Origin of the sequence: Levilactobacillus suantsaii, from assembly GCF_004115745.1 — a bacterium.
Classification (GTDB): Bacteria; Bacillota; Bacilli; order Lactobacillales; family Lactobacillaceae; genus Levilactobacillus; species Levilactobacillus suantsaii.
In genome coordinates this window covers 1-14827 of the sequence record NZ_QXIL01000034.1, presented here as the reverse complement: position 1 = coordinate 14827, position 14827 = coordinate 1, and the positions used below count along the sequence as shown (strand labels likewise).

Here is a 14827-nt window from a genome sequence, read left to right as displayed (position 1 = left end):
TCGCGAAGTTTGTCAGGAATTTAAATAATCGCCCCCGTAAGGTCTTAGGCTGGAAGACACCATCTGAAGTTTTCTTCGGTAAAAAGTTACACTTGATTTGACAATTCGTCGGATAAAAAAACTCCGCGCGTAAACGCGGAGCTCGTGGTGAGGTGCGGCGACCTTCTGAACGCTAACGCGCCGATCGCGTACCCCCACCGTGGTTTGGCACCAGGAACTAGTATCGCATGGCCGTTCAGGGAAGTCAATCAAAAAGGAAGTCCAGCCCCGAGTGTTACCAAAACTTAAAACTAAATCAGAACGCTTGTTCCCCTAGCTGAAATCGCGTATACTAAAGGCAACTTGAAGAATGGAGGGACCAAGATGGGCCAGCGGGTATACATTGCAATTGATTTGAAGTCGTTTTACGCGTCGGCGGAGTGTGCCGCTCGCGGACTGGATCCGTTGAACACCAACCTGGTAGTGGCGGATCCGCGGCGCACGGACAAGACCATTTGTCTGGCTGTGTCACCAGCTTTGAAACGCTTCGGGTTACCGGGACGGCCACAGTTGTTTGAAGTAGAACAGCAAGTCGCCACCTTGAACCAGCAACGTGCGGTAGCCCATCATGGCCGTTTAACAAAGTCGTCGACGGTACGGCAGGACCTCTTACAACATCCAGAATTCAAGCTGGACTACTTAGTGGCCCAACCTCGAATGGCCTATTACCTCAGGATCAGTGACCAGATCTATCAAATCTATCTACATTACGTGGCGCCGGAACAGATCCACGTCTATTCCATCGATGAGGTCTTCATGGACGTCACAGCGTATCTGAAACTTTACCACCTCTCGGCGCGTGATTTAGCCAAGCGGATGATTCAAGACGTCCAGCGCCAGACCAGGATACCAGCGACCGCGGGGATTGGCACGAACCTGTATTTGGCAAAAGTTGCGATGGATATCGTGGCCAAGAAGATTCCCGCCGACCAAGATGGGGTGCGCATCGCTAAGTTGAATGAGCGGAGTTACCGCAAGTATCTCTGGGCCCACCAGCCGTTGACCGATTTTTGGCGGATTGGTCGCGGGTATGCCCGTCGCTTGGAAAAATTAGGGCTCCATACGATGGGCGACATCGCCCGGTGTTCGCTGGGAGCCGCCACGGCAACGCGCAACGAAGAGACCCTCTATCAGGAGTTTGGCCGCGTCGCCGAACTGATTATTGACCACGCTTGGGGTTACGAATCGGCGACGCTGGCTGACATCAAACAGTATCAGCCAAGTACCCACAGTATCGGTTCGGGCCAAGTCTTGCCAACTCCTTACGATTACCAACAAGGGGAGTTAGTAGTCCGAGAGATGGTGGACGGCCTGTCCTTGGAACTGGTCAAGCGCCAGCAAGTCTGTGACCAAGTGGTCTTGACCGTGGCCTATGACGCGCACGGCCGGCCGGCGAGTGGAGCAGCTGTGACGCATGACTTCTACGGGCGGACGGTCCCCAAGCCGGCCCACGGCAGTTACAATTTGCAGGTGCCAACCTCGTTGACCACGGCGCTGAAACGTGCCGTGACCGTTATCTATCGGCGCCAGGTTAATCCACATTATAAAATTCGGAAAGTCACCGTAAGTGTCGGTCACGTGGTCGCGGAAACGGCTGCAGCAGCGCCGTACAGTGAACAGTTAGCACTGTTTGGCCCGACCACCACACCGGCAGTGCCGGACGCAGCAGCTCGGCACCGTGAGCGTCGTGTGCAGGAATCCATTTTACAGGTCCAGGACCGTTTCGGTAAGGACGCTATCATGCGGGCTACTGATCTTTTGGACGGGGCGACGTTTAAAAAGCGGAATCACGAGATTGGGGGCCATCAAGCATGAGTCGCGACAGCAAGCGAAAATTAGCCGAACAATTATTCAATGATACCAGTGCCTACCGCGACATCATGGGCCACCCGCGGCCGGTCTCGAAAAACCACCCGCAAATGACGCCAGCGGAACGGGCCGCACAGTTTGCGCCGTTTGCGGCGTTGAGTGGGTACACCGAGCTATTGGATCAAAGCGCCCAAACGGTACGCGACCGCGCCGAATTACCCGCCGAACTGGCGGCCGCCTGTCACCGGCAGTTGCGGGCGTTACAACCGGTTTTGGCCCAACGCCCCTGGGTCGAAGCGACCTACTTTGACCCGGAAACGGGTGCATCACACACCGCCACGGTGCGGATTAAAGCTATAACCAGTCAGGCGGTCATTCTCACGACCGGTCAAGAAATCCCTCGCACCACGTTGCAGGCAATTCACCGATGTGACCCGCCTAAATTGTGAAACCGTTTTAATTTGGAGGCCGCGGCGTTAGGTTATTGACAACGAATAGAAGGGAGTTCTAGTATTCTAAGTAGTAACTTATCATCAAAATTACATAAATGAAGGAAGAGGTTTTCGTGAGTCGAGAGCGTAAGATTTTGGTTACGTGTGCGTTACTCTTATCTAACGCAATGGCGGGGCTGGATGCGACGATTGTCAACACCGCCCTCCCCGCGATTGTCAGCGACTTACACGGCATCCAGTACATGGGCTGGATTGTGGCCATCTTCCTACTAGGGATGGCGGTCGCGACACCGTTATGGAGTAAGTTTGGGGAACGTCACGGCAATAAGTTTGCCTACATTACCACGACCACGGTCTTCGCCGTGGGAGCGCTGTTTCAGGGGCTGGCCCCGAACGTCGCCTGGTTCATCATTGCCAGAGGCGTCATGGGGATTGGTGCCGGCGGGATGAGCACGATTCCGTTCATCATCTACGCGCAACTGTTTAGCAACTTGAAACGACGCGCGCAGGTCATCGGCATCACGTCGGCGAGTTTCAGTACCGCGTCGATTATTGGGCCACTGATTGGGGGCTGGATTGTCGATGCCTTTAGCTGGCACTGGGTCTTTTACCTCAACTTACCGCTGGCGGCACTATCCGTATTAATCGTTGGCTTGTTCTTCAAGAGCAACCTGGCGTTGAACCGGGCCCCCGTGGATTACCAAGGCGCTATCTTGATGGTACTCGGATTAGTCGCCATCTTGATTGGGATTCAGCTCTTGGGGACCGCCTCAATCTGGTTGACCGCGCTCTTCATTCTGTTGGGGTTGGCCTTACTTTGGCGGATGCACGGCGTGGAAAATCGCGTTAAGGATCCCATCGTGCCTAACCGACTGTTCCATAATTCGAAATTAGTAATCGATTTAATCATCTTTGCCTTTCTGTGGGGCTCGTTTGTGGCCTTCAACATCTACGTGCCGATGTGGGCCCAGGGCATCATGGGCCTTAGTGCGTTGATTGGCGGGATGACCCAGATTCCCGGGTCGATTGCGAACTTCTTGGGGTCGGAATTAGCCCCAGTGACCCAGGTCCATTTAGGACGCTACCAAGTTTTGGCTCTGGGAACGGCGACGTTCTTGATTACCTTCGTGGGGATGAGCCTGGTGGCCCAAACCGCCAGCTACACTTTCTTATTGGTGATGGGCGCCTTTAACGGCTTCGGCATCGGGGTCTGCTTCACGACCCTGCAGGTGGCCGTCCAAAGTGACGTTAGCACCCGTGACGTGCCGATTGCCACGTCGTTTGCCTACCTGGTCCGAATCTTGAGTCAAACCTTCATGTCGTCGATTTACGGGGTCATCTTGAATCAAGCTTTAATGGCTGGCGTCAAGGCTCATTCGGGTGAAATCACGATGAACATGCTCAATAAATTGAGCAACTCGCAAACGGCGGGGAGCTTGCCGGTCAGTCTGTTACCGCAGATGCGGACAATTTTGTTCAATGGGATGCACCACATCATGATCATGGCCTTGATTTTAGTTCTGGTCATCGTCTTGTTACTGGGTTACTTGTTGCTTCGGCAACACCGTGCCCCGGTCGTGGAACGGCAACATCAACAACATCCGGCTTAATCGTTAAAGCTTAAAGCGGTCCTCTGAGGACTGGTCAGTGACCAGTCCTCAGAGGATTTTTTGTAACGTGCGGATAGTCCCCATAATTAACGGATTTATAAGCAGGTAAAGGTTTCATCAGGGAACGGTACAGAGTTCGTAAAGGCCCCCAATTACGGGCCTTGATAGCTTACACTAGTCACTGGTACCAAGTTAATGCACTGACCATACGGAATAGGGAGGAAGATTTGATGAAACGAATGAAGCACCGGTTAGGGGCCACGCTGGCGACGGCCTTGGTCCTGTTTCCCCTGATGACCCCAGTTGCCCAGGCCAAGACCACGGCTGTGTCGCGCATGATTGCGCCGCACGCGGCCAGTTACGGGTACTACGTTGAGACTTACCAAAACAACGTGAAGGCCAACCAAACGATTACGACGAACCCCTCATTTGGCTTGCTGTACACCTTTGATAAGCTCTGGTCACCCACGGCAGGCCAAAAGGACCCCGACATGATTGCCAAAGCCATCGCGGTGACGGCCAAAGCGACCCAAACACGGTCGGCAGCCGAGATCAAGCGGTCGTATCTGACCGACCGCCGGGTTCTGATGTACAATTCGATTTCCGGTTTAGGCCCTTACGCCCAGGCGTTTATCCAAAATGCCGGGGCTAAGACGGACTACTACGATGTACCAGCCCAACCGCAACCTGGGAAGACCCCGTATTCCAAGGTCAAGTGGGCAGACCCAGAATCAAAGCTGGGCGCCATGGTCCAATTGGTCGAAAAGGCCCGGAAATACGGGGCTACGGGTGTGCCAAAACATTTCTTTAAATTCATTCGACCTTACCGCCAAGACCCGCAACATGTTCTGCCCAACCCGTATTTAGTCAACGTGATGCATGATGCGCCCCAGGACGACTACGACTTCCCGAGTGGTCACGCTAGCGGCGCCTTTGAGACCGGGGAAGTCTTTGCTTACGCGGTTCCGGAACGGTTCCAACAATCCCTAACCCGGTCCTCCGAAATTGGCTATGACCGGTTATTAGCCGGGCGGCACACCCCGCTCGCCGTGATGGGGAGCCGGATGTTCGGAACGGCTGTCACAGCCAGTGTCTTAAATGACCCGACAAACCAGACGTTGATGAAGCAAGCCTACGATGAAGCCCATTCAGCGGATCTCTTGAAGAGCCCGTTAGTGAACAAGAACGATGACGACTTTGCCAATTACCAAACTAACCAACGTAATTATCGTTACCGGATGACTTACGGCCTGCCTCAAATTGGCGATACCAAGATTGGCCCCCGGGTCCCAAAGGGCGCTGAAGTCCTCTTGGCCACACGGTTACCTTACCTCAGTCAACGCCAACGCCGCATTGCTTTGGCGACGACGGAACTGCCTTCGGGTTACCCCGTCTTAGACGATGCCGAAGGTTGGGGCCGCTTGGACCTCTTCTCGGCTGCTAACGGCTACGGGGCCTTACCGGAAACTACGAAGGTGACCATGGACGCCGCTCGCGGTGGGTTCAATGCCAAGGACACTTGGAAAAATGACCTGACCGGGAAGGGAAAGCTTATCAAGCAAGGCACGGGTTCCTTGACGCTAGATGGGCACAACCACTTCACCGGTGGCCTGCAAGTCAACCAAGGTGAGAACTACAACTGGGTACGGCGACCGCGGCTGGTCAAGGACAATTGAAGGTCCAAGCGGGAACGCTGACTACTACGGCACCCGTTAAATTGGCCAAGGGCTACCAGCAAACTCAGCGCGGGACGCTGGCGTTGACGGTGACCCGGGGCACGGCGTTGAAGATCCACGGTAAAGCGCGCTTAGCTGGGACTTTACGACTGACCCACGTTAAAGGGCTCAATGGCCGGCACGTCTTAGTGACCTTTGGTAGTCGCCACGGCAAGTTTGCCCACGTTCAGGGCTTACCGAAGGGGTATCACGTGAAGTACACCGCGCATAAGCTGGAACTGGTGCGGCGATAAAACCAGTAACTCACCTAAAATAATGTGAATGTCTCAGTAATCGAGTGACTGATTACTGAGACATTTTACGGTTAGTTACGATTGTGGTGGGTGTCCAATCCCGTGACAGGTGAAATATTTGACTGTTTGTCGGGTAGGGGTAAACTAAGTTTGTTATCTGAATTGATAAACAACTATTGAGGAAGCGATTGAATGGCAACGATTAATGCAGCAAATGCAGGAACGTACGCTTTTGATGACACGTTTAAGGTCAACCGGTTAGGTTACGGGACCATGCAATTGACGGGACCTGGCACTTGGGGCCCGTATGCAGAACCGGAAAAGGGCATCCAGGTCGTTCAAAAGGCTCTGGATTACGGCATCAACTTCTTTGATACGGCCGATTCTTACGGCCCATGGTTTGCCGACCGGTATTTGGCAGCGGGCTTGAAGGGCGCTGCTAACCGGGACCAGATCTTTATTTCGGATAAGGTCGGTCAAACCCGGCAAGGCCCTGACGTCTGGACGCCACATGGTGAACCTAACTACCTGCGCCAACAGGTCGAAGTTTCCATGATGACCTTGGGCATCGACCATGAAGATTTAGTCTTCTTGCACCGAATCGATTCACACTTCTCGATTGCAGATCAAGTGGGTGAATTGAAGAAACTCCAAGACGAAGGTAAAATCAAGCACATCGGTTTGAGCCAAGTTTCCGTGGACCAAATCAAGGAAGCCCAAAAGGTTGCCAAGATTGACGCAATCGAAAACCTCTATAACGTTTCGGACCACCACGATGATGACGTGGTCGACTACGCGGCGGACCAAAACATGGCCTTCTTACCATGGTTCCCACTGGCTACCGGTGAATTGGCGAAGTCCGGGAGCGTTTTGAGCACGATTGCCAAGAAGTACAACGTCAGTCCCGCTCAAATCGCATTGGCTTGGTTACTCAAGCGGTCGGACAACATTATCCCAATCCCTGGGACCAGTTCCGTGGATCACTTGGCGGACAATGTTGCGGCCGCAAACGTCGACTTATCGACAGCCGACTTCAACGACCTCAGTGAATTAAGCACTAAAAAGTAAGTCAAATTAAAAGTTACTCAAATAGGACCGCCAGTCATTGCGACTAGCGGTCCTTTATTGTGGCACGAAAAGGGTGTTACCCGTAAGTTCTGGCAACACCTCAGTAGATTATTGAAGTCAATTAGTCGGCGGCTTTGATTTTACCGACCGCGATGGGGAGAGTCACGTGAGCATCGTAGTGGCCGACTTCACCGGCAACGGTGTCCGGTAAGTCGAGGTCTTGAGCCACACCATGAATGTAAATAACCCGCTTGTCGAGGTCGAGGTCGTCCGTTCCAAAAACTTCGTGGAACTTGGCCTGAAGGTCGGCCAGAGGGACTTCGATTTGATAAGCAAAGTGACCGTCCGCGTCCGAAACGGGGTAGTTGTCGTTAGGGACGTTCATCTTGTGGGGCGCGTTATCGAAGGGCACCATAGTCGTTCCGGAAACGGCTTCCGTTTCGGGTAAGTCGACGAAGCCGTCCTGGTTGGCGTCTTGAGCCATCGTGGCAATTTGGGCGTCTTGGCCGTCAGGGAAACCATGGAAGTGTTCCCAATGTTGGGTGTTGGCCGGGGTATCGAACATTTCAATCTTGATCTTTAAAGTGTTGTCATCCTGTTCAAAAGTTGCCTCACCGTGGGCCTGAGTACCAATCTTTTCGGCGTTTAACGGCACGATTTGAGCGATGTATTTTTTCGTCATGGTAAGTTCCTCCTTCAGAAATTGGTTGAGCACCTTAAGTATACGCCACCCGTTACCTGTTAACCAATTTAATTGCTTACAATTGATTGAATATTTTAGAAAACAGTTGAAATTGGCCAGTGGGCATTTGAATAAAATTATCACATGGTTAGCGGCTATCTATTAACATATTTATAAACCATTTAGATAATTTATCAACTAGACATAATGAAATTAGTCAATTCCATTTAAGCCATTAAAACTCTGCGATCAACGCTTTTTTACGCTCTTTAAAAGAGGGATAGGTTAAACCATCAATTACCTGACGGTTCATTATATCGCTGGTTATCCCTATTAATGATATACTGAAATCAATCATGAGTGGTGAACAGTTAATGAAGGACATCAAAGGGGATCATGAACATGAAAACAAGGGTCAAGAGTGTTAATCGGCGGGGGACTACTCGGTGGTTGGTCGCGGGGGCTACGGCGTTGACCTTAACGTTGCTGGGAGGCAACGCTCACGCGGCAACGCCACCAGCTATGGCGACCCCAACACCGAATCAAAGTGTTATGTCGGGGTCACAAGCCGCCACTTCAGCGTCCCAAGTGACGTTAGCGCCTACGACTAGCCCAGCGGAAAAAGAAACAACGGGGTCCGGTTCGGCGGCACCCGGTAGTTCCGCGGCAGCGTCAGGCGCAGGTGCAGATACAAGTTCCAGCGCCTTACAGACGCCCGTCGCGGCTACCATCGCCGCCGTACCGGCATTTACGCCGGTAACTAGCGACCCGCCAGAGAACGCACTAGCACCATCGCCGGCCGCGACGTCAACGCCGGATACGACCACAGTACCGACGACCGTCACACCCCCTATGAGTGCGGCTAGTTCCGCGGCTCCATCCAGCGTTTCGCCCGCCGTTTTAATGGCCCAGGAGGCGGCTCAAGCGGCACAAAAAGTGGACGCGCAACCAAGTGGGACCACGGCCGCCTTGCGGCCTACGCGGCGGGTCGGGGCAACCCGGCCGGTCAAGGTATCCGCCGCGAATGCCGTGGTGGACGAATTAGCTGATACGCTGGCCAGTGAACCCAACTCAATCGACGAGTGGCTTCCCAATACCCGGTTGCAGAAAATCATCTTACAAACCTTACAGCGCAACAATCCCGGGCAGACCTGGACCAGCGTGGACGACATCACCCAAGCGGATATGGCATTATTGACCCGTTTAGTGGCCGGCGATGATACCTATATCGATGGCCACACACCATACTCGTTAGAAGGGTTACAGTACGCGGTCAACTTGGATTATTTGATGCTCCAGTCCCGAGTCGACACGGCCTATTTCGGCGACATTGTGGATATCAGCCCGTTTGCGAGCTTGAAGAACTTGACGGGTCTGCACCTTTCGGGGAACCGGATTGAAGACATCACGCCGTTGGCCGGGCTCACCAAACTGACCGAATTGGGACTCAATTTCAATTACATCGGGGACTTTTCGAGTCTCAAAGACCACCAGTTCAAGTCCTTTTCCGGGGGGCAACAGGTCATCTATCTGCCACGAGTCCGGGTCAATGAGGTGACTCGGACAGCACACCTGGCCGGCGGGTACAAGCTACGCGATGGGAGCGTTGGTCCGTTAACTGGCCGCCAGAGAATCTTGGTCCCGGTCCGGGTTAACGTGAATACGGGACGATACGTGTACAAGGCCTACTATACGGGCGGCAATCCGGTTTCGACCAGCGATGGTGGGGTCGACTACAACACGATTCAAGACCCGGGACAACCCATCACCGCCTTGCCAGATCAGCCCAACATCGATTTGGAACCGGTCGATCAGCATTACTATTTGACTGGGACCTATCTCGAGGGTGCGAGTCCCTATTTCTACGTGATTCAACCCTACGATTTGGCCGCGCCGGCCGCCACGGTCACGGCGCAACATCAAGATACCCAGGGTGAAAAATTAGCTGAGGACGTGGTGTTGAACGCCGATGGGACCCATTTGGTCGGCGACCCCTATACCACCGAAGCGCTGACGCTACCGGGGTACGTCTTGCATGCCACTACCGGCGCCGCACCGAGTGGGACCTACGCGGTAGATCCGCAAGTGGTGACTTACACGTACGAGGCCGAAACTCAGGCGCAAAGTACCGTCACGGTCCATTACGTCGATAACACGCGCAAAGTGTTGCGCGACCCCCTGGTCTTAAGCGGTAAGCTAGGCGAGGCTTATACCACCGAAGCGGCAACGATTCCAGGTTACAAACTGACCGGCACGCCCGCCAACGCGAGTGGGGTGTACACGACGGAAAACAGCGACGTGGTTTACACTTATCAAGCTGAGGATCCGGGGGTCGTGGAACCCCCAGTCGAAACGGGAACCGTCACGGTGCACTACGTCGACCAAAAAGGCACGCCGTTACGGGCCACGACCACGTTGAGTGGCACGGTAGGGACGCCTTATAGCACCGAAGCGGCGACAATCTCGGGCTACGAGGTTCTGGGAGAACCGACCAACGCGACGGGGACCTACACCCATGACCCGCAAACGGTCACCTATGTTTATGTCAAACTCAGTACCGGTGGTGGCGGAGATGAAGGCACTCCCGAAGAACCGACACCGCCAACTCCACCGACCCCGACCGTTCCGCAGCCGGGACCCGGTGGGAGCACCGGGGGCAGTGGTAACCAGGGAGGACCGGGTCAAATGACGGCTGGCCCTCAGCGGCCAGGTTTGACCACGGCCGGGGCTGGTGCGACGGTCACAATCGCTAAAGGCACCGCCACCGTACCGGCCACACGCCAAGCCACAACGCCAACCACGACCTTACCCCAGACCAACGAAAAGTCTTCGACTGGCGTAATTGCGGCTGGTCTGGCGCTATTGACCGGTTTGTTGGGCCGCCTTGGGTGGCGCCGACGGAAACTATGATGGGTCTTTTTCAGAAGCATTAGCTTCGCAAATCACAATAAAAGGCAACTTACGCCAACCAATCACGGCTGGTGTAAGTTGCCTTTAGTTTTTCATGCAGCTGGTTATTTCGACGGTTGGGTCGCGGTCAAATCCTGCAGGTGCACGGCGTGGGTAATCGGGTACTCCGTGGGTTCGGTCAGATTGTCTAGCAAGTCGTCAGAAAGCGTGACGCCCTGGAGGACCTGGTTGTCGTAAGGTTCCAGGTAGTAGGCCAAATCGGTGAGGCTCATGTAACCGCGGTACTGGGTGTAATCGCTGTGACCATCGTCTTTTAATTTGACGCCTTTAGGAATCGTCACCGCATTAAGCAGGTGTTGTAAGAGATTCAAGGACCCCGGAATCGTGGTGGTCTGGTCCGCGTAGTTCTTTAAAAAGGTGGTCCGGATGAACCGGGATGGCGAGGTGAAATCACCAGGCAACCCTAATGCGCCGGTCCCCGGGCCCTGGGTCTTGAGCGTCTTGCCCATCAATGGGGCTAAGGGCCGTTCCTGATTGGTCAGGGTGCCATAGGTGCTGAGGTTTTGCAGGTGCCAGTCAAGCCGCGGTGAATTGGTCATCACGCCGACCGGGTCGTCGATTAAATGCAAATCGCCACTCGTTGGTTCGAGCAGTTTAGTCTGGCCGGTGCGGTCGCTGACGATAAAGTGCAGGGGTGGCGTGCCGCCCAGCATTTCGGTAGGCACGTCGATCAAGGCGACCTGTTGGACCTTAGCCGCCAGGTCGGTCAGACTGCTGGCGTTGCCCAAAGCCCAGGCTACGAAGTCTTGCGGCGCGATGCCGAGTTTGTCGGCTGGCGTGTCCTCCAGGTATTGCACGTTACTAGGGAAATACAACGCGGCGATGGCTAAGCCGTGTTCGTTGACCCCGTCACTGTACATCTCGTGGTCGAGTTGCCGGCCGGCGCCGACAAAGCCGTACTGCGTGGTGTAGGTTCCGGCGTCCCCTGCGACGGTATAGTGGCGGGGCATGACCATGATGCGCGCGTCAAAGTCGAGGTCGAAGTCCATGGTTCGATCTAGGAAGTGGTCCCCACGACTGTTGGTATAGGTTAAGCTGGTGCACATGTGAATCATCTCGTTTCTTCTGAATTAGGTCTAGTTTAAGGCCAATCGATTGAAATAGTGAGTGATTACATGATTAATGTGGGACATAGTTAGTTTATTATTTGAACGGTGTGGTCCGCGTCATCGTGAAATAGGTGGTCAAGAAGGGCCGGGTCAGGCGGTAGACCTGCTTTTGCGAATAGGTCTTCTTCCCATCGCCCCAGATGGAAATGGCCGAACCGAGGTTGTTAGGGCTAGTGGCGCGGGCCGACTGGTTGGTCTTGTCCCAAATCTGGGGCGTCCAGTTGGTCTTCAAATCACGTTGCCAGTAAGTTCGATTGGCTGTGGTGAAGGTCTTAGGCTGGGTGATCACGTAGAGGTACCAAAAGTTGGCGTTGATGGTCTGAAAGCCAGCCGCGTTGAGCTGGGGCAAGGTGGCCCGTAACCGGCGGCGTTGCCGGGACAGCTTGGCACTAGCGCTTTCGCCGTCGTAACTCCAGTAGGTCACCAGAATATGGTGGTCGAGGTGCGGCAAGTCGGCACGCATCAAGCCGTCATTCCACATCATGGTTTTCAAGTGATGTTGCCGCAGGTAGTGGCTCAACCCGTTGGTGTAAGTCACGGTGTTGGGTTGATTAGGTTGGGCGGCGCTACTGTACTCGTCGCCACCGATGGCCAGGTGTTGCCCCGGCCGCAACAGACCCACGTATTCGCCCAGCAGGCGTTTAACGAACGGCAACGTTTCCTTGGCGTGGAGGTTCAGTTCGTGGTGCGCCGCGATGCGGGTCGCCAGTTTGCGGTTGGCTGGACTCGATACTCGTAACAACTGGATCAGTGCGCGGGTGTGTCCCGGGGTGTCGATCTCGGGGATGACCTCGACGCTATGTTTATGGCCGTAAGCGACCAACGTTTTCAACTGGGCCTTGCTTAAAAAGGCCAACCTGTTGCGGCGGTTGTAGTAGACCTGGCCCTTCTTACGGGCGGCTTTGACGGTCTGGCCCAAGTGGGCGTTTTCAAGGCCGAAACGGGTATCATCCGTGAGGTGGAGCTGTAAAAATCGGCCCCCGCCCACGTGGACCTCGCGGATGAAGCGTTTGAGCGTGGTCACCGAATAGTATTGGCGCGCGGCGTCCAAGATGAGTCCCGTTTGTTGCGGCGCGGCTTGTGCGCGTTGGGGACCGCTATTGAGGGCCAGACAACTGGCCAGAAAAACAATGAAAATAATGCCAAGACGACGCATAAAACTCCCTCCCCACAACTGCTTTGACTTTAAATATACAAGCTAATTGCGGATTTAGAAACCATTTGGTTTTGATTACGCAAATCACGCCGTAAGCTTGCGAGATGTCGCGGGTAATCGCCCGGTGAGAGCACCCGTAAACGTGCTAAAATAGAAAAGAATTGTCCGGATCAAGCGCAGGTGTTGGTCCGGGATTAAATGTTAGCGGATACATTAAAGGAGGATTGTTCGTGGCATATATTGAAGTGCGGCACGTGACGCGCGAGTTTCGGAGTGGCACCCAAACGACGGTGGCCAACCGGGACCTGTCGTTTGAAGTGGAACGCGGGAACGTGGTCACGATTTTAGGACCTAGTGGAGCCGGTAAATCAACCCTGTTAAACATTTTAGGGGGGATGGATACGCCGACCAGTGGTGAAGTGTTGATCGACGGCACCGACATCGCCAAATTCTCGACCAAGCAATTGACGACCTACCGGCGACAAGCGGTGGGCTTCGTGTTTCAGTTTTACAACCTGATTTCCAATTTAACGGCCCGAGAAAACGTCGAACTGTCGTCACAGATTACCCAGGACGCCCGCGACGTGTCGGAGACCTTGGAGCTGGTGGGGTTGAGTCAACGGGCACAGAACTTCCCGGCCCAACTCTCCGGGGGCGAACAGCAACGGGTGGCCATCGCCCGGGCGGTCGCCAAGAAGCCGAAATTGTTGTTGTGTGATGAGCCGACCGGCGCGTTGGATTACAAGACGGGGAAACAAGTCTTGCGGGTGATTCAAGACGCCGCCCAACAGACGCAGACCACGGTCATCATCGTGACCCATAACAGTGCCATCGCCCAGATGGGGGACCTGGTCATTCGCATTAACGACGCTCAGATTCAGTCCGTGACGCCGAACGCCCACCCGACGCCATTAGACGAGATTACGTGGTAGGTGAACGCCAATGACAAAGACCTATTTAAAAGCAATTTTACGTGAGATTTGGCGGTCGAAGGCCCGCTTCGTGTCGATTATCTTGATTATTTTCTTAGGGGTGGCCTTTTACACCGGGATTCGGGCGACCGGCCCGGATATGTCGCAGGCCGCGACGGATTATTACCGGACGCAGAAGCTGGCGACCAACAGCGTGCAATCGACGCTGGGCTTGACGGCTAGTGACAAGAAGGTTTTGGCTAAACACAGTGACCAACTGACTTATCAGGCCGTGCGGTACTTGGATCTGACCCAGCTGAATAACAACCGGGTGATCCGGGTCACCGAACTACCAACGACTCAGAAGCTGGACCAGTTGACCGTGACCCAGGGGCGCTTGCCGCGCAAAGCCAACGAAATCGTGTTGGACGCGCAGGCTAAGCAACTTGAGCCCAAACTCAAGGTGGGTTCGGCTTACCACATCGTCAGCACGGCCAAAACCAATAAGAAATTGACCCGACGAACGTTTAAAATCGTAGGCTTCGTAAAGTCACCACGGTACGTGGAAAATACGGACCGCGGCGTGACCACCGTGGGCAAGGGGACCTTGGATTACCTGGCTTACGTCCGGCCAGGCACCTTGAAGTCGCGCACGACCACGCGGTTTGACGTGGGCTTCAAGAACCTGCAACACGTAACGCCGTATTCGGCGAAGTACAAGCGGCTCAACCGCGAGAATACCAAAAAGTTGAAGGCGTGGTTAGCGCCACAGGCGAAGAAGCGTCAGCAACAGTTACAGCGGCAAGCCACGAAAAAATTAGCGCCGTTGAAGCAACAGTTGGCCGGTTTACGCCAACAGTTACCAACGACCCAAACGGCCGTGACTAAGCTGAGTGCCCAACTGAAAAAGGCCCAGGCTAAGGTCGAGGCCATCCCCAAGGCGACCTACCTCTACACGGACCGTAGTGACAACCCGGGGTACACTGAATACCATGAGAACACCCAACGCGTGGTGGCCTTATCGACGGTCTTTCCACTCTTCTTCATCGCGA

The 14827-nt window shown here is 54.4% G+C and carries 11 protein-coding genes and 1 pseudogene; 9 read left to right on the top strand and 3 right to left on the bottom strand.

From position 1 onward, the window contains the following. Window positions 1-363 precede the first annotated feature (363 nt). The 6 genes from DXH47_RS10855 to DXH47_RS10830 all read left to right on the top strand — a co-directional run bounded on the left by DXH47_RS10855 (window position 364) and on the right by DXH47_RS10830 (window position 6947). The gene (locus DXH47_RS10855) at window positions 364-1854 is read left to right on the top strand and encodes a Y-family DNA polymerase (RefSeq protein WP_129033333.1); all 1491 of its coding nucleotides are present in this window, start codon (window positions 364-366) and stop codon (window positions 1852-1854) included. Then, window positions 1851-2297: a hypothetical protein gene (locus DXH47_RS10850; protein ID WP_129033332.1), complete on the top strand. Its 447-nt coding sequence runs from the start codon at window positions 1851-1853 to the stop codon at window positions 2295-2297. The genes DXH47_RS10855 and DXH47_RS10850 overlap by 4 nt, the downstream gene beginning before the upstream one ends. A 98-nt stretch (window positions 2298-2395) precedes the next feature. Then, window positions 2396-3910, top strand: a complete 1515-nt coding sequence (locus tag DXH47_RS10845) for an MFS transporter (RefSeq protein WP_129033331.1) — start codon at window positions 2396-2398, stop codon at window positions 3908-3910. A 230-nt stretch (window positions 3911-4140) separates the two neighbouring features. Beyond that, window positions 4141-5586, top strand: coding sequence for a phosphatase PAP2 family protein (locus DXH47_RS10840; protein WP_129033330.1), 1446 nt, complete (start codon window positions 4141-4143; stop codon window positions 5584-5586). Then, window positions 5583-5879, top strand: a complete 297-nt coding sequence (locus DXH47_RS10835) for a hypothetical protein (RefSeq protein ID WP_129033329.1) — start codon at window positions 5583-5585, stop codon at window positions 5877-5879. Before DXH47_RS10840 ends, DXH47_RS10835 begins: the two co-directional genes overlap by 4 nt. 192 nt (window positions 5880-6071) lie before the next feature. Beyond that, window positions 6072-6947 carry an aldo/keto reductase gene (locus DXH47_RS10830; protein WP_129033328.1) on the top strand — a complete coding sequence of 292 codons (876 nt, stop codon included), beginning with the start codon at window positions 6072-6074 and terminating at the stop codon, window positions 6945-6947. Window positions 6948-7068: 121 nt separating this feature from the next. Here DXH47_RS10830 and DXH47_RS10825 read toward each other — a convergent pair whose 3' ends face one another. After that, a complete protein-coding gene (locus DXH47_RS10825; RefSeq protein ID WP_129033327.1) occupies window positions 7069-7629 on the bottom strand; it encodes a hypothetical protein in 561 nt (186 codons plus the stop codon). 402 nt (window positions 7630-8031) lie between these two features. Here DXH47_RS10825 and DXH47_RS10820 point away from each other — a divergent pair, with 402 nt between their 5' ends. Next, window positions 8032-10539, top strand: a complete 2508-nt coding sequence (locus DXH47_RS10820) for a MucBP domain-containing protein (RefSeq protein ID WP_170955018.1) — start codon at window positions 8032-8034, stop codon at window positions 10537-10539. Between the two features lie 104 nt (window positions 10540-10643). On the opposite strand, the gene DXH47_RS10815 is transcribed toward DXH47_RS10820, so the two are convergent. Together DXH47_RS10815 and DXH47_RS10810 are read right to left on the bottom strand one after the other, a co-directional pair. Further along, a complete protein-coding gene (locus tag DXH47_RS10815; RefSeq protein ID WP_129033325.1) occupies window positions 10644-11645 on the bottom strand; it encodes a choloylglycine hydrolase family protein in 1002 nt (333 codons plus the stop codon). Window positions 11646-11742: 97 nt separating this feature from the next. Next, a complete protein-coding gene (locus DXH47_RS10810; RefSeq protein ID WP_129033324.1) occupies window positions 11743-12864 on the bottom strand; it encodes a family 20 glycosylhydrolase in 1122 nt (373 codons plus the stop codon). A 230-nt stretch (window positions 12865-13094) separates the two neighbouring features. Here DXH47_RS10810 and DXH47_RS10805 point away from each other — a divergent pair, with 230 nt between their 5' ends. Beyond that, window positions 13095-13796, top strand: a complete 702-nt coding sequence (locus DXH47_RS10805; protein ID WP_129033323.1) for an ABC transporter ATP-binding protein — start codon at window positions 13095-13097, stop codon at window positions 13794-13796. 10 nt (window positions 13797-13806) lie between these two features. Next, window positions 13807-14827, top strand: a pseudogene (locus tag DXH47_RS10800) (ABC transporter permease); the annotation flags it as partial.

What these genes read in the sequence shown, in the direction of transcription:
- DXH47_RS10825 (WP_129033327.1), bottom strand. Translation starts at nt 7,629, where the DNA reads ATGACGAAAAAATACATCGCTCAAATCGTGCCGTTAAACGCCGAAAAG.
- DXH47_RS10845 (WP_129033331.1), top strand. Translation starts at nt 2,396, where the DNA reads ATGAAGGAAGAGGTTTTCGTGAGTCGAGAGCGTAAGATTTTGGTTACG.
- DXH47_RS10855 (WP_129033333.1), top strand. Translation starts at nt 364, where the DNA reads ATGGGCCAGCGGGTATACATTGCAATTGATTTGAAGTCGTTTTACGCG.
- DXH47_RS10820 (WP_170955018.1), top strand. Translation starts at nt 8,032, where the DNA reads ATGAAAACAAGGGTCAAGAGTGTTAATCGGCGGGGGACTACTCGGTGG.
- DXH47_RS10830 (WP_129033328.1), top strand. Translation starts at nt 6,072, where the DNA reads ATGGCAACGATTAATGCAGCAAATGCAGGAACGTACGCTTTTGATGAC.
- DXH47_RS10840 (WP_129033330.1), top strand. Translation starts at nt 4,141, where the DNA reads ATGAAACGAATGAAGCACCGGTTAGGGGCCACGCTGGCGACGGCCTTG.
- DXH47_RS10850 (WP_129033332.1), top strand. Translation starts at nt 1,851, where the DNA reads ATGAGTCGCGACAGCAAGCGAAAATTAGCCGAACAATTATTCAATGAT.
- DXH47_RS10810 (WP_129033324.1), bottom strand. Translation starts at nt 12,864, where the DNA reads ATGCGTCGTCTTGGCATTATTTTCATTGTTTTTCTGGCCAGTTGTCTG.
- DXH47_RS10815 (WP_129033325.1), bottom strand. Translation starts at nt 11,645, where the DNA reads ATGTGCACCAGCTTAACCTATACCAACAGTCGTGGGGACCACTTCCTA.